The 24,654-nt window shown below is 75.5% G+C and carries 19 protein-coding genes; 11 read left to right on the forward strand and 8 right to left on the reverse strand.

The window, feature by feature from the left end; all coding sequences use genetic code 11:
* Positions 1-144: 144 nt before the first annotated feature.
* From ND486_RS15540 to ND486_RS15550, 3 genes are read left to right on the forward strand one after another with little or no spacing between them, the layout of a single operon-like run.
* Complete coding sequence (locus ND486_RS15540; RefSeq protein ID WP_251784880.1) at positions 145-1,599, forward strand: FAD-binding oxidoreductase; 1,455 nt, start codon at positions 145-147, stop codon at positions 1,597-1,599.
* A 56-nt stretch (positions 1,600-1,655) separates the two neighbouring features.
* A complete protein-coding gene (locus ND486_RS15545; protein ID WP_251784881.1) occupies positions 1,656-2,801 on the forward strand; it encodes an FAD-binding oxidoreductase in 1,146 nt (381 codons plus the stop codon).
* A 7-nt stretch (positions 2,802-2,808) separates the two neighbouring features.
* Positions 2,809-4,197 (forward strand): (Fe-S)-binding protein, encoded by a 1,389-nt coding sequence (locus ND486_RS15550; protein ID WP_224403237.1) that lies wholly within the window; start codon positions 2,809-2,811, stop codon positions 4,195-4,197.
* Positions 4,198-4,209: 12 nt separating this feature from the next.
* On the opposite strand, the gene ND486_RS15555 is transcribed toward ND486_RS15550, so the two are convergent.
* Positions 4,210-4,584 (reverse strand): hypothetical protein, encoded by a 375-nt coding sequence (locus ND486_RS15555; protein WP_251784882.1) that lies wholly within the window; start codon positions 4,582-4,584, stop codon positions 4,210-4,212.
* Positions 4,585-4,865: 281 nt separating this feature from the next.
* On the opposite strand from ND486_RS15555, the gene ND486_RS15560 reads away from it, so the two are divergent.
* Positions 4,866-5,108: a hypothetical protein gene (locus ND486_RS15560; RefSeq protein ID WP_224403238.1), complete on the forward strand. Its 243-nt coding sequence runs from the start codon at positions 4,866-4,868 to the stop codon at positions 5,106-5,108.
* 60 nt (positions 5,109-5,168) lie between these two features.
* Here ND486_RS15560 and ND486_RS15565 read toward each other — a convergent pair whose 3' ends face one another.
* Positions 5,169-6,944 carry an L-lactate permease gene (locus tag ND486_RS15565; RefSeq protein ID WP_251784883.1) on the reverse strand — a complete coding sequence of 592 codons (1,776 nt, stop codon included), beginning with the start codon at positions 6,942-6,944 and terminating at the stop codon, positions 5,169-5,171.
* A gap of 104 nt (positions 6,945-7,048) precedes the next feature.
* The gene (locus ND486_RS15570; protein WP_251784917.1) at positions 7,049-8,035 is read right to left on the reverse strand and encodes a thiamine-phosphate kinase; all 987 of its coding nucleotides are present in this window, start codon (positions 8,033-8,035) and stop codon (positions 7,049-7,051) included.
* 100 nt (positions 8,036-8,135) lie between these two features.
* On the opposite strand from ND486_RS15570, the gene ND486_RS15575 reads away from it, so the two are divergent.
* Both ND486_RS15575 and ND486_RS15580 read left to right on the forward strand, forming a co-directional pair.
* Positions 8,136-8,372, forward strand: coding sequence for an Lrp/AsnC family transcriptional regulator (locus ND486_RS15575; protein ID WP_020627802.1), 237 nt, complete (start codon positions 8,136-8,138; stop codon positions 8,370-8,372).
* Positions 8,373-8,400: 28 nt separating this feature from the next.
* A complete protein-coding gene (locus tag ND486_RS15580; protein WP_208826755.1) occupies positions 8,401-8,922 on the forward strand; it encodes a DUF3515 domain-containing protein in 522 nt (173 codons plus the stop codon).
* On the opposite strand, the gene ND486_RS15585 is transcribed toward ND486_RS15580, so the two are convergent.
* Complete coding sequence (locus tag ND486_RS15585; RefSeq protein ID WP_251784884.1) at positions 8,923-9,993, reverse strand: D-alanine--D-alanine ligase family protein; 1,071 nt, start codon at positions 9,991-9,993, stop codon at positions 8,923-8,925.
* A gap of 82 nt (positions 9,994-10,075) precedes the next feature.
* Positions 10,076-11,413, reverse strand: a complete 1,338-nt coding sequence (locus ND486_RS15590; protein WP_251784885.1) for a PLP-dependent aminotransferase family protein — start codon at positions 11,411-11,413, stop codon at positions 10,076-10,078.
* A 67-nt stretch (positions 11,414-11,480) separates the two neighbouring features.
* Here ND486_RS15590 and ND486_RS15595 point away from each other — a divergent pair, with 67 nt between their 5' ends.
* From ND486_RS15595 to ND486_RS15615, 5 genes are all read left to right on the forward strand, one after another.
* Complete coding sequence (locus tag ND486_RS15595; protein ID WP_251784886.1) at positions 11,481-12,134, forward strand: pyridoxamine 5'-phosphate oxidase family protein; 654 nt, start codon at positions 11,481-11,483, stop codon at positions 12,132-12,134.
* A gap of 50 nt (positions 12,135-12,184) precedes the next feature.
* The gene (locus tag ND486_RS15600; RefSeq protein ID WP_224403241.1) at positions 12,185-13,216 is read left to right on the forward strand and encodes a mechanosensitive ion channel family protein; all 1,032 of its coding nucleotides are present in this window, start codon (positions 12,185-12,187) and stop codon (positions 13,214-13,216) included.
* Between the two features lie 23 nt (positions 13,217-13,239).
* The gene (locus tag ND486_RS15605) at positions 13,240-13,623 is read left to right on the forward strand and encodes a globin (RefSeq protein WP_251784887.1); all 384 of its coding nucleotides are present in this window, start codon (positions 13,240-13,242) and stop codon (positions 13,621-13,623) included.
* 186 nt (positions 13,624-13,809) lie between these two features.
* Complete coding sequence (locus ND486_RS15610; protein WP_251784888.1) at positions 13,810-15,099, forward strand: hypothetical protein; 1,290 nt, start codon at positions 13,810-13,812, stop codon at positions 15,097-15,099.
* 36 nt (positions 15,100-15,135) lie between these two features.
* On the forward strand, positions 15,136-18,621 hold the full coding sequence (locus ND486_RS15615) for a hypothetical protein (RefSeq protein WP_251784889.1): 3,486 nt from the start codon (positions 15,136-15,138) through the stop codon (positions 18,619-18,621).
* Positions 18,622-18,654: 33 nt separating this feature from the next.
* Here ND486_RS15615 and ND486_RS15620 read toward each other — a convergent pair whose 3' ends face one another.
* The 3 genes from ND486_RS15620 to ND486_RS15630 are packed head-to-tail and all read right to left on the reverse strand — an operon-like array spanning position 18,655 to position 24,632.
* Positions 18,655-19,299, reverse strand: a complete 645-nt coding sequence (locus ND486_RS15620; RefSeq protein ID WP_251784890.1) for a hypothetical protein — start codon at positions 19,297-19,299, stop codon at positions 18,655-18,657.
* On the reverse strand, positions 19,296-19,721 hold the full coding sequence (locus tag ND486_RS15625; RefSeq protein WP_251784891.1) for an acyl-CoA thioesterase: 426 nt from the start codon (positions 19,719-19,721) through the stop codon (positions 19,296-19,298). The genes ND486_RS15620 and ND486_RS15625 overlap by 4 nt, the downstream gene beginning before the upstream one ends.
* 9 nt (positions 19,722-19,730) lie before the next feature.
* Entirely contained in the window at positions 19,731-24,632 is a 4,902-nt protein-coding gene (locus tag ND486_RS15630; RefSeq protein ID WP_285898659.1) for an NAD-glutamate dehydrogenase, read from the reverse strand.
* Positions 24,633-24,654 lie beyond the last annotated feature (22 nt).

The raw sequence follows: 24,654 nt of genomic DNA on the forward strand, positions 1-24,654 counted from the left end.
ACTGGTCGTATTTCTACCAGTGGATTATCTTTTCCGCATCACGGAAGTGACACGGACCCTGACCGCGACGTCGAACAGGCGTGGCGTCACCGTGTCGACGTACCCTCCCGTGAGCCCCGCCACGCGCAGCAAGGGAGTGCAGCGATGCCTCTGGCCCGCTCGATCCACGACGAGTTCGTCGCCCTCCTGGGCGCGGCGGACGTGCTCGACGATCCGGTCCGTACCCGCACCTACGAGTGCGACGGCCTGACCGGCAGCCGGGTCGTCCCCGAGCTGGTCCTGCTGCCCCGCACCGCCGAGGACGTCGCCGGGTGCGTGCGGATCTGCGCCCGGCACCGGATCCCGTTCGTCGCCCGCGGCGCCGGGACCGGCCTGTCCGGCGGCGCGCTGCCGGTGGCCGAGGGCGTCGTCATCGGGCTGAACCGGCTCAACCGGGTGCTCGAGGTCGACCCGGAGAACCGGCGCGCGGTGCTGGAGCCGGGCGTCACGAACCTCGAGATCACCGCGGCCGCGTCGCCGTACGGGCTCTACTACGCCCCGGACCCGTCGAGCCAGCAGGTGTGCACGATCGGCGGCAACGTCGCGGAGAACTCCGGCGGCGCGCACTGCCTCAAGTACGGCTTCACCACCAACCACGTGCTGTCGATGGAGGTCGTGCTCCCCGACGGCGAGGTGGTCACCCTCGGCTCGGACACGATGGAGCAGTCCGGGCCCGACCTGCGCGGGGTGTTCCTCGGCTCCGAGGGAACGCTCGGCATCGTCACGAAGGTCGCCGTCCGGCTGCTGCGCACCCCCGAGGTCATGCGCACGCTGCTGGCGGACTTCCCGTCGGTGTCGGCGGGCGGGCAGGTCGTCTCCGACATCGTCGCGGCCGGGATCGTGCCCGCCGCGGTCGAGATGATGGACGCGCTGGCCATCGAGGCCGCCGAGGGCGCCACCGGGGCCGGCTACTCCCTCGACACCCCGGCCGCACTCGTCGTCGAGCTGGACGGGACCGTCGAGGAGTGCGAGGAGCAGTTCGCGCTGGTCAAGGAGATCTGCGACCGGCACGGCTGCACCCGGCTGCACATCGCGGGCTCCCCCGAGGAGCGGGCGAACATCTGGCGAGGCCGCAAGGCCGCGTTCGCCGCGGTCGGCCGGATCTCGCCGGACTACATCGTCCAGGACGGCGTGGTCCCCCGGACCCGGCTCGCCGAGATCCTCGAACGGATCGACGAGATGGGCACCGACGCCGGGCTGCGCGTCGCGAACGTCTTCCACGCCGGCGACGGCAACCTGCACCCGCTGGTCCTGTTCTCCGCCGCCGAGGGCCAGACCGAGCAGGCCGAGCACCTGTCGGCACAGATCGCGGAGCTGTGCGTCGAGATGGGCGGCTCGCTGTCGGGCGAGCACGGCATCGGCACCGACAAGGCCTGCTCCATGCCGCGGATGTTCGGCGAGGACGACCTGGCCGTCATGCGCCGCATCCGCGACGGCTTCGACCCCGACCACATCTGCAACCCCGGCAAGCTCCTGCCCACCCCGCGGCTGTGCGGGGAGAAGCCGGGGCTCTACCGGCCGCACCCGCTGGAGGAGGCGGGCCTGATCGAACGGCTGTGACCCGTCCGGCCGACCTGTCCGACCGACCCGTACGAGACCCGGAAGGGCCCGACGACATGACACGCGCTGCTCCCACCACGCTGCGCCCCACCTCGGCGAAGGAGGTCCGGGACGCCGTCCTGGACACCCCCGGCCGCCTCGCGATCACCGGCGCCGGCACCGCCACCGGCTGGGCCGGCCGCGCGGCCGACGACGTCGCCGCGACGCTCGACCTCTCCGCGCTGTCCGGGGTGATCCACCACAACCCCGGCGACATGACCGTCTCGGTGCACGCCGGGACCCCGGTCCGCGCGCTGCAGGAGCAGCTGGCCGAGCACGGTCAGCGCCTCGCGTTCGACGCCGCCCGGGTCGCCCGCGGCGCCACGGTCGGCGGGCTCCTCGCCACCGCCGACGCCGGCCCGTCCGCCCTGGTCTGGGGCGGTCTGCGGGACCTGGTCATCGGCACCACCTCGGTACTCGCCGACGGCACGATGGTCCGCTCCGGCGGGCACGTCATCAAGAACGTCGCCGGCTACGACATGGCCAAGCTGATGCACGGCTCCTACGGCACCTTCGGCCCGCTGGTCGAGGTCGTCCTGCGGCTGCACCCGGTCCCGAAGGCCGTCGCCTGCGTGGGCGTCGACGGCCCGGTGGCCGAGGCCGCGTCGCGGGTGCTGGAGCTGATGGCCAGCCCGCTGGAGCCGATCGCCGTCGAGTGGGTCTCCGGTGACCCGGGACGCCTGCTGGTCCGGTTGGAGGGCGGCGCCCGGACCCTGCCCGCACGGGTGGAACGGCTGCGTGAGCTGCTCGGCGCCGACGCCCGGGAGGTGGGCGCGGACGCATGGGACGCCCACACGTCGCTGACCGACGGCCCGCACGCCGGCGGTGACGGCGACGGGCCCGCCCTCGACGGCGCCGTCGTCCGGATCGGGTGCGCACCGACCCGGCTGGCGCCGCTGGTGGAGCAGCTGCCCGCCACCGCCGTCACGGCCGGCCTCGCGACCGGCGTCGCGACCGTCACCGTGCCGGGGGCCGCCGTCGCGGAGGTGCACGACGCCGTCGCCGCGGTCGGTGGCACCAGCGTGCTGCGTGACCGGCCCGAGGCCCTCGACGCCCCCGCGTGGGGCCCCGCACCGTCCGCTCTCGCCCTGCTCAGGGCCGTGAAGACGCAGCTCGACCCCGAGGCCCGGTTCGCCGCCGGCCGCTTCGCCCCCTGGATGTGAGGCACGCATGACGAGCACCCACGAGCCCGCAGGCACCCCGACCGGGGCGGCCGAGACCAAGATCCCCCAGCAGGGCCCGAGCGCGTTCGACGACGTCCACCCGCCGCAGCGCGAGCTGCTCGACGACTGCGTCCACTGCGGCTTCTGCCTGCCGACCTGCCCCACCTACGTGCTGTGGGGCGAGGAGATGGACTCCCCGCGCGGCCGGATCCTGCTGATGGACCTGGCCGAGAAGGGCGACATCGGCCTCGACGGGCCGTTCACCGAGCACATGGACAACTGCCTGGGCTGCATGGCGTGCGTGACCGCCTGCCCGTCCGGGGTGCAGTACGACAAGCTGCTGGAGTCGGTGCGCCCGCAGATCGAGCGCAACGTGCCCCGCAGCGCCTCGGACAAGCTGTTCCGCGACGCGATCTTCGCGCTGTTCCCCTACAAGCGACGGCTGCGGGCGGCCGCCCTGCCCGGCGCGCTGTACCAGCAGCTGCGGAAGGTCCCCGCGATCCGGAAGCTCGCCGAGAAGCTGCCCGGTCAGCTCGCGGCGATGGAGTCGCTGCTGCCGCCGGTCTCGGTGCGCGAGGCGTTCGCGACGCTCCCGGTGCACACCCCCGCGGTCGGCACCCGCCGGGCCCGGGTCGCGCTGCTCACCGGCTGCGTGCAGGACGTGTTCTTCCACCGGGTCAACGAGGCCACCGTGCGGGTGCTCGCCGCCGAGGGCTGCGACGTGCTCGTCCCCCGCGACCAGCAGTGCTGCGGCGCGCTGGAGGTGCACGCCGGGCGCGAGGAGTCCGCGCTGGACCGGGCCCGGCGCACCATCGCCCGCTTCGAGACCCTCGACGTCGACGCGGTGGTCACCAACGTCGCGGGCTGCGGCTCGTCGATGAAGGACTACGGCCACCTGCTCGCCGACGACCCCGCCTGGGCCGATCGCGCGGCACGCTTCTCCGCCCGCTGCCGCGACGTGCACGAGGTCCTGGCCGAGCTGTACTCCCGGGAGGACGACGGCGGCCCCCGCGCCCCGCGGACCCCGGTCACCGGCCGCGTCGCCTACCACGACGCCTGCCACCTCGGGCACGCCCAGGGCGTCCGCAACCAGCCGCGCGAGGTGCTCCGGACGATCCCCGAACTGGAGCTCGTCGACATCGCCGAGGCGTCGCTGTGCTGCGGCTCGGCAGGCATCTACAACATGGTGAAGCCGGACGCGGCCGCCGACCTGGGCGTGCGGAAGGCGGAGAAGATCCGCGACGCGAAGCCGGACGTCGTGGTCACCGCGAACCCGGGCTGCCTGCTGCAGATCGGCAAGTACCTGCCGAACGAGGACTTCGCCGACGTTCCGCTGCTGCACCCGGTGCAGCTGCTGGACGCGAGCATCCGGGGGGCGGCGGTGCCGCGGCGCTGACCCCTGCCCCGGTCAGGAGGGGCGCCGCCGGGCACGGCCCACCGGGCGCCGGTGCGACCGGCGCCATGCCGTGGCGCCGGCCGGCCGGGTACGTCCGGGCGTCCCGCCGGCCGGGCCGGGGGCCCCGGGGTCACCTCCGGGGCGCCGCGGCAGGGACGGGCCGGCATCGGTGGACGCGGCGGGGCCGGACGGCTCGTCCGGCCGCCGGTGCAACGCCCGCAGCTCCGCACGCAGCGCGACGATGTCCCACTTGCGGGCGGTGTGCTCCCGCTCGAGCCGCTCCAGCCGCCGGTGGGCCAGCACGAGCAGCACACCGGCGGCGATCCACCCCGCCAGGGCGGCCCACGCCACCACCGCCGCCAGCCCCGACACGTCCGCTCCGTCCACCCGTCCCACCTGCTCGGCACTCACCGTAGCGAGCACCCGGGGCTCCGACGGCGTGCCGGGTGAGCCACCGCACACGTCTCCGGAGCACGTCACGTCGGTACCCTGGGTGTGCAGGCACCGCCGCCCCGCGCTCCCCTCCCCGGGCCCGCGGCGGCCCGTCACGGATGCGGTACGCGCGGATGGACCCCGGCCCCGGCGGGTACGGGTCCCGGCGATGCGCCCCGCCCGAGACCGTGAGGAGGCCGGAGATGCAGCAGGCCGTCGGTAACGATCCGACCACCGTGAGCGATGGACCGGCCGTGGAGGAGACGACCGTGCACCCCGAGAAGACCCCGTCGCCCGATGCGCGCCACTTCCCGCAGACCCTGGTCGCGATGGACCCGCCCACCCTCCCGGCGGCCCACCTGACCCCGCCGCCCGCGGAGTTCCGGCAGTTCCCGGCCCCGCAGCGGTCGGTGCCCGGTCATCCGACCCTGCGGAGCCGGCTGCGCCGGGTGCTGCTGTTCTGGCGCCGCGGCTCCTGATCCACACGACGACGGCCCGGTCCCCACCGCGATGGGGACCGGGCCGTCGTCGTCCCCGGGTCAGGCCGGCAGCCGGGCCGCCGCCCGCCGCAGGCCCACCACGATCGCGGCCAGTGTCAGCAGCACCAGGGTGAGCAGCACCGTACCGGTGTTGAGTCCGACGCCGTGGATCAGCACGAACGCCAGCCCGCCCGACAGCAGGCAGTAGTACGTCATCGGGATGATCGTCATCCGGATCACGTCGCCCTCCCGGCCGAGCAGCCCCACCGTCGCCGACGCGGCGACGACGTTGTGCACCGTGATCATGTTCCCGGCGGCGCCGCCGACCGCCTGGGCCGCGACCACCGTCTCCGGGGTGGCGCCGATGTTCTCCGCGGTCGCGAACTGGAACAGGGCGAACGTCAGGTTGGACACCGTGTTCGACCCGGCGACGAAGGCCCCCAGGGCGCCGATCCACGGTGCCAGGACCGGCCAGGCCGGCCCGGCGACGGCCGCGGCCCCCTCGGCCAGCGTCAGCGGCATCGAGGCCAACCCGGTCGTGTTCAGCTCGGCGCCGGAGTTGATCAGGATGCGGACCAGCGGCAGCGCGAACAGCAGCGCGACCGCGGCCCCGGCGAGCTGGCGTCCCGACACGGCCCATGACGTCGCGACCTGGCGGCCGTTCATCCGGTGCAGGGCGTAGGTGACCAGGCAGACCAGCAGGAACACCGCGCCCGGCGAGTAGAGCGGCTGCAGCGTCTCGTCGATGCCGGTCCCGAGGATGTCCGCGGGTCCGACGGTGATTCCCGACAGCGCCTCCTTCACCGGCGCGACGGTCCGGGTCAGCACCAGCACCGCCGCGACGAGCACGTAGGGCGACCAGGCCAGCCAGGTGCTCATCCGGGTGCCGGTGACGCCGTCGTCGGCACCCGCGGAGATGGTGCCGGTCCAGCGGTCGAGCCACCGCTCGCGTGGCGGGAAGTCCCACACCGTGCGCGGCATGAGGAAGCCGCGACTGGAGGTGAACATCACCAACGCCAGCCCGACGAGCCCGCCGAGCAGCGACGGGAACTCGGGCCCGAGCAGCGCGGCGACGAGCACGTAGGGCACGGTCATCGCGAACGCGGCGTAGAGCGCGAACGGGGCGACCGCGAGGCCCTCGGCGAAGCTGCGGTTCTCCCCGAAGAAGCGGGTCAGCAGGCACACCAGGAACAGTGGGACGAGCGTCCCGGCGACGGCGTGCAGCGCTGCGACCTCCAACCCGATCGCGGACAGGTAGCCGGTCGCGTCCAGGCCGAGCGCGGCGGTGCGCGCGTCGACCTCGGCCGACCCGGACAGCCCCTGCCCGATGCCGGTGAGCACGGGCGTCCCGGCGGCGCCGAAGCTGACCGGCGTCGACTGGATCACCATGCCGACCAGCACCGCGGCCAGCGCCGGGAAGCCGAGCGCCAGCAACAACGGCGCGACGACGGCCGCCGGGGTCCCGAACCCCGACGCACCCTCGATGAACGACCCGAACAGCCAGCCGATGATGATCGCCTGGACCCGCCGGTCCGGGCTGATGCCGGTGAACCCGGCGCGGATGGTCGCGAGCGCGCCGCTCTGGGTGAGCGTCTGCAGCAGCAGCAGCGCACCGAAGATGATGTAGAGCAGGCCGACCGCGATGATCAGGCCCTCGATCGTCGACGCGACGATCGCGGTGGTGCCCATCCCCCAGACCAGCGACCCGATCAGGGCCGCCGCGACGAAGCCGAGCGGCATCGCGTACTTCGCGGGCCAGCGCAGCCCGACCAGCAGGACCGCGACGACGAGGATGGGGGTGAGAGCGAGCAGGCTGAGTACGCCCAGGTTGTCCACGGTGACACCCCTCCGGTGGGGGCGATTCGCGACACATGTCCGAATCGCCCGATCGTGAGGGCACGATGTCACCCGTCCCGGCGCCGCGCAAGCACGATGTGGAATCAGTATTTCGCGAAGTGGACCCAGCCGCCGTCGCCGTCGTAGGGACGGCCGTCGACGGTGACCCCCGGGCCCGCTTCGTCGGGTGCCTCCACCGCCCCCACCTCGGTCCAGCCCTGGGGCAGCGGCACGTCCCCGGGGAAGGTCGCCGCCAGCGCATGGTCCTCACCACCGGTCAGGATCCAGCGCAGCGGGTCCAGGCCCAGCGCGGACGCGATCTCCGCCATCCGCGAGGCCACCGTGAACGCCCGCGACCGCAGCCGCACCGCCACCCCCGAGGCCCGCGCGACGTGTGCCAGGTCGGCCAGCAGGCCGTCCGAGACGTCGATCATGGACGTGGCTCCGGCGTCGGCGGCCTGCGGACCCGCGGAGTAGGGCGGTTCCGGGACCCGGTGCGCGTCGACCAGCGCCGCCGGGGAACGGAACCCGCGCCCGAGCACCGCCAGCCCGGCCGCGGACCAGCCCAGCCGCCCGCAGACCGCGACCCGGTCCCCCGCCCGGGCTCCGGAGCGCAGCACCGGGGCCCGGCCCTGCAGGTCCCCCAGCGCCGTCACCGAGACGACGATCACCGGCGCCGAGGTCAGGTCGCCCCCGACGAGCCCGGCCCCGGTCGAGCGGGCCTCGGCCCACAGCCCGTCGGCCAGCTGCTCGAGGTGCGCCGCGGGTGTCGACGAGGGGCACGCCAGCCCCACCAGCAGCGACGTGGGCACCGCCCCCATCGCGGCGATGTCGGCGAGGTTCGCGGCCGCGGCCTTGCGTCCGACCTGCTCGGGGCTCGACCAGTCGAGCCGGAAGTGCACACCCTCGACGAGCACGTCGGTGCAGGCGACGACCCGCCCGTCGGCGGCGGTGACGACGGCCGAGTCGTCCCCGGGACCGAGCTCCGTCGTAGCCGGTTGGACACGGTCCGTGGTGACCCGGTCGATCAGTGCGAACTCACCGACCTCCCGGAGTGAGACACCGGTCTCGGAACCGCCCTCGGGCGTGATCGCGGATGGGGACACGGGGGCGGCCTCCGGTAGGTTCTGCGTCCGACATTCCTGCCGTCAACCATCCGGCAGGTCGGCAGTTACCGGAAAGGGGCACGCCGTGGTGCAGGCATACATCCTCGTCCAGACCGAGGTCGGCAAGGCCGCCTCCGTCGCCTCCGAGATCGGGGGTCTGCCGGGCGTGGTCTCGGCCGAGGACGTCACCGGCCCGTACGACGTGATCGTGCGCGCCGAGGCGGACGACGTCGACGAGCTCGGCCGACTGGTCGTGGCCCGGGTGCAGAACGTCAACGGGATCACCCGGACGCTCACCTGCCCCGTGGTCAAGCTGAGCTGAGACGGGCGCGGACGTGGCAGGGGCACGCGTGTCACCACCGGTCGCGGTGGCGATCGCGCTGCCCCTGCTGCTCGCCCTCGTCGTGGCGGGGCTCGCGGTCTGGGCCCGCCTGACGACAGGGCCGGACACCGGCCCCCTGGAGCTTCCCGCGCGGGCCGCACCGCAGGCGTCGTCGACGTCGTGCGACGCGGTGCTGCGCGCGCTGCCGGCGGGCATCCCCGGCGACACGGGGGACCTCACGCCGCGCGAGATCGACCCGCCGGTCCCCGGCGCGCGGGCGTGGGTCGCCGAGCCGGAGCCGGTGGTGCTGCGCTGCGGCACCGAACGGCCGGCCGAGCTGGGGCCGACCTCGCCGCTGATCGTCGTCAACGGGGTGAGCTGGCTGCCGCTGGCGACCCCGCAGGGCGCGCTCGCGACGACCTACGCCGTCGTCGACCGCGGGGTGTACCTGGAGCTGTCCGCGCCCGCGGAGACCGGTCCGGGGCCGCTGCAGGCGGTGTCCGACGCGGTCGTCGACACCCTTCCGCCGCAGCCGGTGCGGGTCCGGTAGCTACCGCAGCCCGGTCCCGCGGGCCAGCGCGGTGTCGACCATGGTGCTGAGCAGCTCGGAGTAGTCGAGCCCGGTGACCGCCCACATCTTCGGGAACGCCGAGCTCGGGGTGAACCCGGGCATCGTGTTGACCTCGTTGACGGTGATGTCGCCGTCGTCGGTGACGAAGAAGTCGACCCGGGCCAGGCCCTGCACGTCGAGCGCGCGGAACGCGGTGATCGCCTTCCAGCGCAGCGACTCGGTGATCTCGTCGTCGAGCTTGGCGGGGATCTGCAGCTCGGAGGTGTCGAGGTACTTGGACTCGAAGTCGTAGAACTCGCCGTTGTAGCGCAGCTCGGCGGGCAGGCTGGCGCGGACGCTGCCGTCGGGGAACTCCAGCACCGCGCACTCGATCTCGCGGCCGGGCACGGCCGCCTCGACGAGCACCTTCGGGTCGTGCCGGCGGGCCTCGGCGACGGCGGCGTCGAGCGCGGCCGGGTCGGTGACCCGGGTGACGCCCATCGAGGACCCGGCGCGGGCCGGCTTCACGAACAGCGGCAGCCCGAGCCGGTCGCGGTCGGCGAACCCGATGTCGGTGCCGGGGCGGAGCACGACGCCGTCGGCGACGTTCAGACCCTCGGCGCGCAGCAGCTTCTTCGCGAACTCCTTGTCCATGCCGACCGCGGAGGCCAGCACGCCCGCGCCGACGTAGGGCAGCCCGGCCATCTCCAGCAGCCCCTGGATGGTGCCGTCCTCGCCGAAGGCCCCGTGCAGGATCGGGAAGACCACGTCGACCGAGGTCAGCGCCTCGCGTGCGTCGAGGCGGACCAGGCCGCGGCCCGGCTCGCCGGGCAGCACCAGGGCCTCGGCGGACCCGTCGACCTCGGGCAGCTCGCGGCCGGAGATCGTCAGCCGGGCCGGGTCGGACGGGCCGACCACCCACGCGCCGTCCGGGGTGATCCCGACCGGGACCGCCTCGAACCGCTCCGGGTCGAGGTGGGTCAGCACGCTGCCCGCGGACACGCACGAGATCGCGTGCTCGGAACTGCGGCCGCCGAAGACGACGGCGACCTTCACCCGGTCGGCACTCATGGGGCCCGAGGGTAGGCGGCGGCTCCGCCGGGTCGCACAGCCGGGCGTCGGCCCGGCCCCTCGGCACTGCCGGGCGGGCCGCTCACCCCACCAGCGCCGCCAGCGCGGCGGTCAGCTCGGCCCGGGTCCCGGCGGCGTACCCGACGACCAGGCCGGACGTGCCGGGTCCGTCCCGGTGGTAGTCGGCCAGCCCGCGCACGGCGACGCCGCGCCGGGCGGCCGCGGCGATCGCGGCCCGCTCCCCCTCGGGTGGGCGCAGCACGAGGTGCGCCCCGGCCGGGTCCCCGTGCGCGGCCCAGCCCGCCGTGCGGGCGGTGTCCAGGACCAGGGCCCGCCGCTCACGGAGCTCGCGGCGCAGCCGTCGCAGGTGCCGGGACAGGTCGCCGTGTGCGGCGAGTCCGGTGAGGACCAGCTGCCCCGCGGGCGACGGCCGGGTGCCGGTCCGGGCGCGCAGGTCCCGCCACGCGTCGACGACGGCGGGCGGCGCGACCGCCCAGCCGACCCCCAGCGTCGGGCTGAGGATCTTGCTCGCGGTTCCCAGGTGCACGACGTGGCCGGGCGCGAGGGCGGCGAGCAGGGGCAGCGGGGCGACGTCGTAGCGGAGCTCTCCGTCGTAGTCGTCCTCGACGACCAGGAAGTCCTCGGCGCGGGCACGCCCGACCAGGGCGACCCGGCGGGCGGCGGACAGGCGCACCGCGGTCGGGAACTGGTGCGCGGGCGTGGTGTACACGGCCGCGCAGCCGGCCGGGACGGCGTCGACGACCAGGCCGTCGTCGTCCACGGGCACGCCGACGACCCGCAGCCCGGCGGCCCGCAGTGCGCTGACCGCCCGCGGGTACCCCGGCTCCTCGACGGCGACGGTGGCCCCCGCAGGCAGCAGCCGGGCCAGCTCGGCGACGGCGGCGGAGGTCCCGGCGGTGGCCAGCACGGTGCCCGCGGGCGGGGTGAGCCCGCGGTGACGCAGCAGGTGGCCGGTGACGGCGTCGTGGAACGCGGGAAGCCCGTCGGCGCGGGGCCGGTCGTCCGGGGGCCGATCGGCGGCGGCCCGCCAGGCGCGGCGCCACATCGCGGGGTCCAGCGCGGCGATGCACGGCCGCCCCGGGTCGAGCACCGACGGCTCGGCCTGCGGCCGGGGTCCGGTGGGCGCGGCCGGGCCCGCCGGGGCGGGCCCGGGGACGGCGGTCACGAACGTCCCCGCGCCGACCCGGCCGGCGACCCAGCCCTCGGCGAGCAGCTGGTCGTAGGCCGCGGCGGTGACGGTCCGGCTCACCCGCAGCGTCGTCGCGAGCCCCCGGGTCGACGGCAGCCGGTCGCCGGGGCGCAGTGCCCCGCCCGCGGCCGCGGCGCGGAGACCGTCGGCGAGCTGGACCGCCAGCGGCGTCGCCGCGGCGCGGTCGAGGACGATCGGGAGATCCTGCACAGTGGCCTTTCGTCCGCGACCGGAAGTGGCCGTTCCAGGATGCCACTGTCGAGGCCATCCTCGGGGGGTGACGCTCTCCCCCACCACCCGCAGCACGCTGGGCCGCAAGCGCGACCGGGCCGCCGTCGACCGGTCCGACCTGCACGCGGTCCTCGACGACGGCCTCGTCGCCCACCTGGGCTTCGTCCGCGACGGCGCACCCGTCGTCCTCCCGACCGCCTACGGCCGCGACGGCGACACGCTCTACCTGCACGGCTCGTCCGGGGCCCGCTACCTGACCGGGGACACGCTGCCGTGCTGCGTGACCGTGACCCTCCTCGACGGCATCGTGCACGCCCGCGCGCTCATGCACTTCTCGATGAACTACCGCAGCGCGGTCGTGCACGGCGACGCCCGCCGCGTCACCGGCGACGACGAGCGTCTGCACGCGCTGCGGGTGGTCGTCGAGCACCTCACCCCGGGCGCGTGGGACCACGCCCGCCGCCCGGACCGCCGCGAGCTGGCCGCCACCGCGGTGTTCGCGCTCGACCTGGCCGAGGCCAGCGTGAAGAGCCGCTCCGGGCCGCCGTCCGACGACGAGGCCGACGTCGCCGCCGGTCTCGCCTGGGCCGGTGTGGTGCCGCTGCGGACCGTCGCCGGGCCTCCGGAGACCGCTCCTGACCTGCGGGGACACCGGTCGGCTCCGGACCACGTGCGCGACCGTCGTCACACCGGAGGGTGACGTAGGCTCGGGGGTTCCGACGCAGCCCTCACCGCCCCCGAGGAGGACTCGTGACCCCCGTCGTGCTGCCCGACGTGCCCCTGCAGAACGTGACGCTGATGCCGGACTGCGTGCAGGACGCCGGTTCGTGGTGCGCCACGCTCTACCGCTGGACCAGCAACGACTTCCTGGCCCAGCACGCGGACACCCTGGTGAGCAGGACCGTGGCGATCACCGTGATCGTCGTGATCGCGGTGCTGTTCCGGTGGCTGGCGCACCGGGCGATCGCGCGGATGGTCGACGGCGCCACCAACGGCCGGTTCACCGCGCTGGTGGGCCGGGCCCGCCGGCTGCGTCCGGGTGGCGGCGCCGCCGTCGCGCCGGCGGCGGACCCGGGTACGCAGCGACGGGCGCAGCGGGCACGCACGATCGGCTCGGTGCTGCGCTCGATCGTCTCGGCGGTCGTGCTGCTCGTCGCGGTGATGATGGTGATGAACGAGCTCGGCTACCCGCTGGGCCCGTTGCTGGCCGGCGCCGGGGTGATCGGGCTCGCCATCGGTTTCGGTGCGCAGAACCTGGTGCGCGACTTCCTGTCCGGCATGTTCATGCTGCTGGAGGACCAGTACGGCGTCGGCGACGTCGTCGACGTCGGTGAGGCCGTCGGCACCGTCGAGGCGGTCGGCCTGCGGATCACCACGATCCGCGACATCAAGGGCACCGTCTGGTACGTCCGCAACGGCGAGATCCTGCGCGTGGGCAACATGAGCCAGGGCTACGCGGTCGCGGTGGTCGACCTGCCGATCGCGCACCACGCCGACGTCGAGGAGGCCACCGAGCTGGCCGGGAGCACCGCCACCGAGCGCGCCTCCCAGGACGACATCGCCGGTGACGTGCTGGAGGCCCCCGAGGTGCTCGGCGTCGACAAGATCGGCCCGGAGGGCGTCACGCTGCGGATCACCGTGCGGGTCAGCCCCGGCCGGCAGTGGGCGGTGCAGCGCGCGCTCAACGGCGCGATCACCGACGCGTTCGACGACCACGGCATCCCGCGGCCGATGGTCTACCCCGGCGCGGCCTTCGACGGCCAGGCGCAGAAGCAGAACTGACGACTCCTGGGAGACTGGTCGGCGTGAGTGCACCGCAGAACTTCTACGCCGAGGTGGGTGGCGCCCCGGTCTTCCACCGGATCGTCCACCGGTTCTACGAGGAGGTCGCCCGGGACGAGGTGTTGCGGCCGCTGTACCCGGAGGAGGATCTCGGCCCGGCCGAGGACCGCCTGCGGCTGTTCCTGGAGCAGTACTGGGGCGGCCCGCGCACCTACTCCGACCAGCGCGGCCACCCCCGGCTCCGGATGCGGCACGTGCCGTTCAGGATCGGCCCGATCGAGCGCGACGCCTGGCTGCGCTGCATGCGGATCGCCGTCGACGAGGAGAACCTCTCTCCGGAGCACCGCGAGCAGCTGTGGAACTACCTGCAGTACGCCGCGGCGAGCATGCAGAACTCGGAGTTCTGACCCGAGTAGGGGCATTACCACACACTGTGATCGTCAGCCCGTCCGTCCGGCGGCCATTCGAGTGGCATTCGGTCGCTTTCCGGGTTGATCCAGTGCTGAACGTGACCGAACGCGTCCGGTCTCGTTGGACGGGACGCCGCCCCGGCACGTCGGGCGGCTCGTAGTCACCCGTCTTGGGGGTTCATCGTGAGCGTCTCTCCCTCGCTGTCCGGTCCGCATCGGCACGAGCCGGTCGACGGGTCGTCGCGGCACACGCACCGCGGCGGCGACTCCGGGGCCCACCCCGACCGCCACGACGGCGAGGACGGCTCCTGGTTCACCGTCGTGCTGCGCGGCTACGACCGCGGCGAGGTCGACACCCGGCTGGCCGAGCTCGACCACCGCATCCACGACGAGATCCGCCGCGCGGACGCCGCCGAGCAGTCGCTGTCCGCGGCCCGTGCGCAGGTCCGGCGGCTGCAGGAGCAGCTGGAGAACGACTCCGCCGCCCGGGCCGGTGAGGAGCGCCGCGCCGAGGAGGCCGGCTTCGGCCGACGCGTCGAGCGCGTCCTCCAGGCCGCCGAGCAGGAGGCGGCCGAGCTGCGCGAGCGTGCGGCCGACGAGGCCGCGGAGATCGTGGAGCGCGCCCGCCGCGAGGCCGAGGACCGCCGCTCCCGCACCGAGGAGGCGCTGCTCGGCCGCGCCGCCACCCTGGACCGCGAGTTCGCCTCCCGCAGCAGCACCCTCGACGACCGCGAGCACGACGCCGACCGCCGCGAGCGCGACCTCGCCGAGCGGGAGCGCACCGTGTCCGACCGGCTGTCCGGCGTCCACACCGAGGCCGAGCGGATCCTCGCCGACGCCCGCTCCGACGCCGAGCAGACGCTGTCCACCGCGCGCGCCGAGGCCGCCGCACTGCTGCGCGACGCCGAGCAGGGCGCCGGGGAGCGGCGCTCGGCGGTCGTGCGCGACGTCGAGCGGCTCGCCGCGCTGCGCGACGACGTCCGGGACGAGCTGGCCCGGGTGCAGCGCACCCTCACCGAGGAGCTGGACCGCGAGCCGGTCTCGGCCGCCCTCGACGACGCCCTGTTCGGCCCCGCGCCCGTCTCCCTGCCGCCCGTCTCCCTGCCGCCCTCGCCCCCGGCGCCGTCGTCGGACAAGGGGTCGATCGCCTCGGTGTCGGAGCTCGGCAGCAGGCCGTCGGCCGACGCCACCGAGTCCCGCTCGGAGGCCGGTGGTCCCGCCGAGGACGAGGACGTGCCCGCCACCGGTTCCCTGCTCCTCGGTCCCGGGCACCGCCCGGCCGAGGAGGACCCCGACGGCACCACCGTCGGCCGCATCCCGCCGATCTCGCTCACCTCGATCGGGGTCCTCCCGTTCGGTGACCTCGGAACGGGGCGTGACCAGCCCCGGACCAGGACGGACGTCGCAGGTGGGACGACCAGGACGGGCCGGGGGGCCACCCGGGGTCCGGGCCCGGGACGACGCTCGCGATAATCGAATCGTTATGTGCACCCGACCGCCGCAGAACGCATGACGTCGGCGCCCGGTCACCCGGGCCCCGACGACCGCTCCCCCCGGCGTGCCGACGGCCCGCCGGACCCCGAACCGAACCCCGACGGGCTCGGCGAGGCGATCCGGACCGGCCGCGTGCCGGTGGTCCCCGGCTCCCTGGTCGACCTGGTCATGCGGTCCGGCTCGGGCGAGGCCCCGGAGCCGGAGGCCACGTCCGAGGACGACGGCGCCCGGCGCGAGCCGACCCCGACCGGGTTCACCGAACTGGTGTCCCGCGAACGGGGTCCCGCGCCCGCCCCACGGCCCACCCCGGGACCGCGGCCCGCCGCCCCCGAACCGCCGTCGGATGCGGGTGACTACGCCGATCTCGGCGACCTCGGCGACGACCCGCTGGGCGTCGGGCCGCTGCCCGACGAGCCCGGCGACGACGGTCTCGACCCCCTGCACACCCCGGCGGACCGCTTCGCGCCGCCGCCGTCGTTCGCGCCGGGCACACCGGGTGGGACGACACCTCCCGCGACCGGCGGCACCCCGGCCGCGCCGACGCCCGGCCCGGCCGACGCCACCCCCGCGGCACCGCGGCCGGACTCGGCGGACGGCGGCCCGGCGTCACCCCGGCCCGGCCCGGCGGACACGATTCCGGCGGCCCCCCGGTCCGGCTCGTCGGACGTCGCCCCGTCGGCCCCCGGGCCGGACGCAGCGGGCGTCCTCCCGTCGGCGCCCGGGCCGGACCCCGCGCAGACGGGGCGTCCCGGCCCCGGGCCGGGTGCGGGCCGGCCCGACCCCGCCGCCACTCCGGCGGAGGGCGGTCGTCGCACCGATGCCGGTCCCGGGCCGGACGGTGTCCCGGTGACCGCACCCGCACCGACCGTCGTCCCGCCGATCGCGCCCACCCCGCGGCCGCTCGGCGACGGCACCCGTTCCACCGCCGGCTCCGCCCCGGACCAGGACGCCACCCCGTCGCCCTCGGCCGGGGACACCACGGAGTCCGGCGGCACCGGCTCCGGCGACGGGGACCGCGACACCGCGGGACAGCACACCACAAAGCGGTGGCCGCCCCGCCCGGCGCGCAGCGGCGCCGACGGCCCGGAGACCGACATCCTGCCGCCCGGCGCACTGATCGGGCACTACCCGAGCGCGGACTCCTCCGACGACCGGACCGAGCAGCCGCCCGCGCGGCCCTCGACCCCGCCGTCCGGGAACCGTCCGACGATGCCCGGTCGCAGGCCTTCCGCGCCGGCGGGCCCGGAGCAGCGTCCGGTGCCCCGTCCGGCGATGGGTGGGGCCCCGTCCGGTCCGGCGATGGCCGGGCTGTCGGGCAACGACCTGTTCGCCACCGCCGGCGGTGACTCGGGCGGCGGCTTCGGCCGGCTCCCGGGCCGCGCCGACGACCCGTGGCGTTCCCGCGACGACACCGCGGCCTCCGCGCCCGACACCGACGGGCCCTCCCCCGACGACGTCCACCGTGACGACACCACCGGTGAGGATTCCGCCCGGGACGCCCCGGCGTGGGACACCGGCCGTCCGCCCATGGACGACGCCGCACCGTCCCGCGACGGCGCGTTCCCGACGCCGGGGTCGTACGGCGACACGCCGTCGCGCTCCGGGCCGGCCGCGGCCCCGGGCCACGCAGCCGCTGCGTTCTCCGGACCGGCGCGTACCGGGGCGTTCCCCGCCCCCGGCGCCGGCCCGGACGAGCGGCGCGGCGGACCGGGCACGGGGGCGTACCCCACCGACCGGCCCGGCGGACCGGGCACCGGCGCGTACCCCACCGACCGAACCGGCGGACCGGGCACCGGCGCGTTCCCGACCGACCGCTCCGGCGGACCGGGAACAGGGGCGTACCCCGTCGACCGCCCCGGTGGGCAGGGCTTCGGTTCGTCTCCGACCGACCGGCCCGGCGCCCCGGGGGCCGGTGGCCGCCCGGACGGGCCCGGTACCGGTGCCCACCCGTCGAACGGCGCCCCCGGTGCCCGTTCCTGGGCCCCCGCCCCGGACCGCCCGGGCCCCGGAGGACCGGACGGACGGCCCGCACCGCGACCGGACGCCCCGTCCGAGAACGAGACCACCGTGGTCCTGCGGCCCGTCGGCACCGACGGCGAGCCGCCCACGCTGCAGGGCCTCACCCCGGTCACCGGACACCCGGACGCCCCGGCGACGGACGACACGGGCGGCCCGTCGGGCCCGGACCGGCCGGACGCCTCGACGACCAGCCGCAACGCCGCCGCCGCGGCCTCGGTCGGGGCCGTCTCGGTGGCCGCCGCCCGCGCCGCGTCCGGCCGGGACGGCACGGTCAGCGACACCGGTCCGGGCACCGCGGTCCAGCCCGCGGCCGCGGAGGCCGCCGCCCACGCGGCGGCGACCGGTGAGAAGCCGCCGGTCACCCCGCGCCGCGAGGCGATCATGTCGGCGAAGCCGCGCAACGGCCGTCGCAGCCCGTCCGCGGCCGGGCTCGCGATCGCGCTGGCGATCGTGCTGCTCGGCGCGCTGACGCTGTGGGCGATGCTGTCGCCCAGCCAGTCCGGCCCGGGCGCGAACGCGACCCGGCCCGCCGTCTCCGCCGGTCCGGGCACGGGGCCGCGTCCGGATGCGGTCGCGGCCGGGGCGAGCCTGGCGCAGCCGACGGTGCGGGCGACCGTGCCCGTCGGCGGCGCCCCGGTCGCCGTCGCGGCCGTCCCGGACGGCTCGACGGCCCTCGTCGCGGTCCGTGACGCGAACCGGCTCGCGGTCGTCGACACCGCGTCCGACGCCGTCGCCGGGGAGATCGAGCTCCCGGCCGCACCGCAGGGGGTGGTGACCTCCCCGGACGGCACCCGCGCCTACGTCAGCACCGCCGGCCAGGGCGGCGGGCAGATCGCCGTCGTCGACGTGCCGGGGCGGACCGTCGTCTCGACCGCTGCCGTCGGCGGGGACCCGGCCGCGGCCGCGGTCTCCCCCGACGGCCGGTTCCTCTACGTGCCGTCCCGCGCGGACGCCACCGTGCAGGAGCTCGACCCGAACGCGGGCACCGTCACCCGGACCGTCCCGGTGTCCCGCGACCCCTACGCGAGCGCCACGAACGACGCGGGCGACCGCGTCTACCTCGCCACCCGCGGCGCCGACCAGCTCACCGTCCTCGACCCGGACAGCCTCACCGTGCTCGGCAGCTTCCCGGTGCGTGGCGGCGCGGAGTCCCTGGCCGTCAGCCCCGCGTCGGTCCCGCGGACCGTGGTCGCGGTCGGCGGTCCGGAGTCCGGCACCGTGACCGTCCTGGACCCCGCCGACGGCCGCGAGATCGCGACCGTGCAGGTCGACGGCGGCGCCACCGGCATGGCCTTCGCCCCCGACGGCCGCCACCTCTACGTCGCGACCCGGCAGGCCCTCGTCACCGTCGACACCGGGTCCTGGCAGGTCACCGGGACCACCGACGTCGCCCCGAACCCGACCGCCGTCGCGGTCGCCCCCGACGGCCGCACCGGCTGGGTCACCGGCGACGGCGCGGTCAGCGTGCTGAACCTGACCTGAGCCCGGGCCGGCCCCTGCTGCGGGCCCGGCCCGTCAGCGCGCGACCGACAGCGGCAGCGACACCACGCGCCGCTTCACCACCGCCCCGTACCGGGCGTCGAGCCGCATCCACGAGCCCGACGCGGACACCCGTACCCGCGGCCCGTCGGTCTCCTGCGGCGCCGAGCCGAGGAAACCCATCCCGGACATCGCGAACAGCACCCGCATCGGCACGGTCACCGGGCGGCCCGCGTCCGGCGGGGACACCGTCAGCACCGTCTGGTCCAGCAGCGACGCCGGCGGCCCCATCGGGCCTGCGTGCTCCCGGGCCAGTGCCAGCCCCCGGTCGGCGAGCTCGTCGAGCTCCGCGGCGGGGACGTCGTCGACCCGGGACCAGCCGTCCTCGGGCGGGAGCTCGTCGAGCCACGGCGCGGGCGGGCCGGGGTCGACCGCGGCGGAGCGGTCGACGGCCAGCGCCGTCAGCAGCGTCGACGCCTGCGCGGTGACCGGCAGTGCCGGGTCGAGCTCCCCGGCCACCGACCGGGTCACGAGGACGTCGAACGGGGTGCGGGCCCACGCCGTGATCCGGCCGGCACCGGCGGCGAGCCGGATCGCGGCGGTCTGGTCGAGCCGGGCGACGCGCGCGGTGAACGCGCCGAGGTCGTCGCGCTCGGTCGCGTCCGCCAGTCGCAGGGTCACGACACGTCTCCCCGGTGGCGCTCGAGGAAGTCCCGCTCGTCGACGGTGAGCCGGCGGACCCGGTCCGCCTCGAGGTCGTAGAGGGCCATCCGGGTCCAGGCGGTGACCGCGACCGGGTCGTCCGCGCCGGGTCCGTCGTGCAGGGCGTAGTCGAGGACGAACGACGCGGCCCGCAGCTCCCGCACGGTGATCGCACACCGCAGCGGCTCGGGGCGCCACGGCAGCTGCCGCTTGTACTCCACGTGCAGCCCGGCGACGAGCAGACCGGAGGAGAACCCGGCGAGCCCCTCCCGCCCGGCGGCGGTGAAGGCCAGCGCGACGCGGGCCTCCTCGACGAGCGTGACGATCCGGGCGTGGTTGACGTGGCGGTAGGCGTCCTGGTCGGTCCAGCGCAGTGGGACCTCGGCGACGAAGGCGGTCACGGGGAGCTCCTACCGGGCCAGTCCGCGCAGCTGACGCGAGATCACCGACAGGGTCGCGAGGTCCAGCGACGCCGACGCCCCGATCTCCTCCAGCGCGCTGCGGGCGCGTGCGAGCTTCGAGGAGTTCGCCTGCTCCCAGGCGGCGATCGCGTCGTCGACACCCGTGCCGGGCGGGGTCTCGCGCAGCGCGTCGAGGGTGATCGAGCGCAGCGACCCGTAGAGGTCGTCACGCAGCGCGAGCCGCGCCAGCGCGTGCCAGCGGTCCCCGCGGTCGAGCCGGGACACCGCGGTCAGCGCCTGGTCGACGCCGAGGTGCTCGGACAGCGCGTAGTACAGGCGGGCCACCTCGGCGCCGGGCCGTGGCTCGGCCTCGCGGTCGGACAGCTCCACCAGCTCGACGACGTCGAGCAGCCCGTAGGCGTAGAGCGACAGCGCGGCCGACTCCACCATCTCCTCGGGCACCCCGCAGGCGCGCAGCTCCGCGGCACGTTCCTGAACCGCGTCGAGCTCGCGGCCCTGCAGCAGCTCGGGCAGCCGCGCCCGCAGCTCCGCGATGGGGCCGGCGAACCGGTTGACCTCCGCGCCGACGGCGAGCGGCTGCGGCCGGTTGGTCAGGAACCAGCGCGACACCCGGTCGAGCAGCCGCCGCGACTCCAGCACCACCGCGTCGGCGATCGGGACTCCGACCTCGGCCCGGCGGACGGCCTCCCACAGCGCGGGCAGCCCGAACACGCGGGTGGTGACGGTGTAGGCGCGCACCACGTCGTCGGGACCCGCGGAGATCTCCTCGCCCAGCCGGAACGCGTAGCTGATCCCGGCACCGTCGACCATGTCGTTGACCAGCGACGTACCGATGATCTCGCGACGCAGCGGGTGGTTGCGCACGGCGTGCTCGAAGCGCTCCCGCAGCGGGTGCGGGAAGTAGCCGGGCAGCGTCGGCGCGAACGCGGGCAGGTCGGGCAGGTCGGTCTGCAGCAGCCGGTGGGTCAGGTCGAGCTTGGTGTGGGCGAGCAGCGTCGCCAGCTCGGGGCCGGTGAGACCGAGACCGTCGGCGGCCAGGCGCGCGAACCCCGCCTCGTCGGGCAGGACCTCCAGCGTGCGGTCGAGCCCGGTGCGCCCGGCGAGGTCGGTGACCATCCGGGCGTGCACACCGACCATGTCCGGGGCGTGGGCGCGGGCGACGCCGAGCACCTCGTTCTGCGCGACGTTGTCGGCGAGCACGAGGGCGGAGACCTCGTCGGTCATCGACGCGAGCAGCTCGTTGCGGGCGTCGCGGTCCAGGGAGCCGTCCGCGACCGGACGGTCCAGCAGGATCTTGATGTTGACCTCGTGGTCGGAGCAGTCGACACCCGCGGAGTTGTCGATGGCGTCGGTGTTGACCCGGCCGCCGGCACCGTCCGGGCCGCCACGGCGGGCGAACTCGATCCGCCCGCGCTGGGTGAGCCCGAGGTTGCCGCCCTCGCCGACGACGCGCACCCGCAGGGCGCGGCCGTCGACCCGGATGGCGTCGTTGGCCTTGTCCCCCACCTCGCCGTCGGTCTCGCCGGACGCCTTGACGTAGGTGCCGATGCCGCCGTTCCACAGCAGGTCGGCGGGGGCGAGCAGGATCGCGTGGATCAGCTCGGGCGGGGACAGCGCGGTGACCGTGTCGGCCAGCCCGAGCGCGGCCCGGATCTCCGGCCCGACCGGCACCTTCTTCGCCGTCCGCGGCCACACCCCGCCACCCGCACTGATCAGGGAGGTGTCGTAGTCGGCCCACGAGCTGCGCGGCAGCTCGAAGAGCCTGCGACGCTCGGCGTAGGAGGTCGCGGCGTCCGGGGTCGGGTCGACGAACACGTGCCGGTGGTCGAACGCGGCGACGAGCCGGATGTGCTCCGACAGCAGCATCCCGTTGCCGAACACGTCACCGGACATGTCGCCGACGCCGACGACGGTGAACTCCTCGCGCTGGGTGTCGACACCCAGCTCGCGGAAGTGCCGCTTGACCGACTCCCACGCGCCGCGGGCGGTGATGCCCATGGCCTTGTGGTCGTAGCCGACCGAGCCGCCGGAGGCGAACGCGTCGCCCAGCCAGAAGCCGTAGGACTCGGCGACGGAGTTGGCCAGGTCGGAGAACGTGGCGGTGCCCTTGTCCGCGGCGACGACGAGGTAGGAGTCGTCGCCGTCGTGACGCACCACGTCGGTGGGCGGCAGCGTCTCGGTGGTGCCGTCGGCGTGGGTCAGCAGGTTGTCGGTGATGTCGAGCAGCCCGGAGATGAAGGTCCGGTAGCAGTCGCGGACGTGCTCGGGCGCAGGCCCGGGCCTGCGCACGACGAACCCGCCCTTCGCGCCGACCGGGACGATGACGGCGTTCTTCACCGCCTGGGCCTTGACCAGGCCGAGCACCTCGGTGCGGTAGTCCTGCTGGCGGTCGGAGAAGCGCAGACCGCCGCGGGCGACCGGGCCGAACCGCAGGTGCACTCCCTCCACCGCGGGCGAGTACACGAAGATCTCGAACCGCGGGCGGGGCAGCGGCATGTCCGGTACGGCGGCCGGGTCCAGCTTGAAGGAGAAGAACGGGCGGCCCCGGAACCAGTTGGTGCGCAGCGTCGCCTCGATGACGGCCAGCAGGCCCCGCAGGATGCGGTCGGCGTCGAGACCGGAGACCTGGTCGATCAGGGTGGTGACGTTCTCCAGGGCCCGCTGGTGGGCGGCCTCGCGCTCGTCGGCGTCGGCCGTGGCCGGGTCGAACCGGGCGCGGAACAGGGTGATCAGACCCTGCGCGACCTGCGGGTGGGCGACCAGGACGCCGGCTGTGTACTGGAGGGTGAACAGCCCGCCGAGCTGGCGGGTGTAGCGGCTGTAGGCCCGCAGGACGGCGGCCTCGCGCCAGTGCAGACCGGCGCGCAGGACGAGCGCGGAGAACCGGTCGGACTCGGCGTCGCCCCGCCAGGCCGCGGCGAACGCCTCCTCGAACCGTCGTCCGGCGTCCTCGACGGTGACCGTCGGGACCGCGGGGGCTCCGGCGGGCTGCGGGGGCCGGAGCCCGAAGTCGTAGAGCCAGCAGCGACGGCCGTCGGGGCGGCGGAACTCGTAGGGCCGCTCGTCGACGACCTCGACGTCGAGCTGCTGCAGCAGCGGCAGCACACCGGTGAGGGTGACCGGGTCGTCGCCGACGTAGAGCGCGAACCGGATGTCGCCATCGATGCTGCGGTACAGCCGCAGGTCGAACGCGTCCTCGCCCTTCTCCCCCAGCGTCATCAGCCGCCGCAGGTCCTCGACGGCGCGCAGCGGGGTCACCGTCGCCTTGTAGGACTCGGGGACCCCGGCCAGCATCGGGCGGGCGGCGGGCCCGGCGTCGCCGAGCGCGGCGACGAGCAGGTCGTCCCACGTGCGGGTCGCCTCGGCGACGTGGTCCTGCAGCTCGGCCAGGTCCACCGTCACCGGCTCGGCGCCGGGATCGGTGGTGATCGTCAGGTGCAGCAGCGCCAGCTCGACGTCGCCGACCTGCGCGGTGTAGCTGACGTCGGTGCCGCCGAGCCGGGTGCGCAGGATGTCGGTGATCTTCAGCCGGGTCGCGGTCGTGTAGCGGTCGCGCGGCAGGTAGACCAGGCAGGACAGGAAGCGGCGGTACGGGTCGGGGTGCACGAACAGCCGCACCGCGCGGCGGGCCCCCGCCTCCAGCACCCCGACGGCGGTGTCGTGCAGCCGATCCTGCGACGAGGTGAACAGCTCCGCGCGCGGCAGCTGGGAGAACACCTCGAGCATCTGCTGCCCGGAGTAGGAGTCGGCCGGGAAGCCCGCGCGCCGGATGGCGCCACGGATGCGGCGGGCGACGACCGGGATGTCCAGGACCGACTCGTGCCGGGCCGGGACGGTCAGCATCCCGAGGAAGCGGTGCTCACCGGTGACGGTCCCGTCGGCGTCGCGGGTGCGGACCCCCACGTAGTACGGGTGCACCGCACGCAGCACCCGGCTGCGCTCGCTGGCCCGGGTGAACAGGAGCAGGCCCGCGGGGTCGGCGGCGCCGGTCTCCTCGGGGAGGAAGACGTTCGCGCCGGCGTCGCCGGGGCGCAGGACGCCGAGACCGGTGTCGGTGTCGGGCCGCAGGCGCCCGTCCGGGTCTCCCCCGCCGTCGGTGCGCCGGGAGTAGTGGCGGTAGCCGACGAACACGAAGTGGTCGTCGACGAGCCAGCGCAGCAGGTCCGCGACCTCGGCCGGGTGCACGTCGTCCTCGTCGGTGTCGGCGGCCGTGGCGGCACCGGTTCCGGAGAGGTCGTCGGCGAGGGCGCGGGCGCGCAGGGTCATCGCGGCGGTGTCGTCGACGACCTGCCGGACCGCGGCGAGCGTGTGCTCCAGCTCGGCGTGCAGCGCGTCGGGGTCGAGGTCCCCGGAGGACACGACGTCGACGTGCATCCAGGACTCGACCGAGGCCCCCTCGGTCGGGTCGGTCGGGTCGGCGGCGGTGTCGACGCCGGTCAGCGTGCCGTCGGCGGCGCGGTGCACGACCAGGATCGGGTGCACGACGCGCCGCGCGGTGCCGCCGGCCCGGCCGATCCCGGCGAGCGCCGACTCGACGATGTAGGGCATGTCGTCGGTGACGATGTCGACCGTCACCGCGTCTCCCCCGGCGGCGGTCACCCGGACGGCGGCCCGCCCGGGTTCGCGGTGCGCACCGAGCGCGAGATGGGTGTCGACGACGGTCGCCGGCCCGGGCAGCTCCGCGCCGCCGGTCGCGTCGGTCTCGGGTGTGTGCCGGGCGTAGAGACGGACGAGGTCCGCGGCGGCACCGCTCCCGGGGCGGGGATCACCGCCCGGCCCGTCGGTGCTCGTGGTGTTCCCGGTCTGCCCCGTCGTCCCGCTGCTCACGATCCACTCCGGCCCCGTGCGTGTGCTGACGGCCGTCACCCTATCCCGGGGTACCGACGCCATCGGCGGACCGGGACGGCCGCGT

Origin of the sequence: Pseudonocardia sp. DR1-2, from assembly GCF_023717215.1 — a bacterium.
GTDB lineage: Bacteria > Actinomycetota > Actinomycetes > Mycobacteriales > Pseudonocardiaceae > Pseudonocardia > Pseudonocardia alni.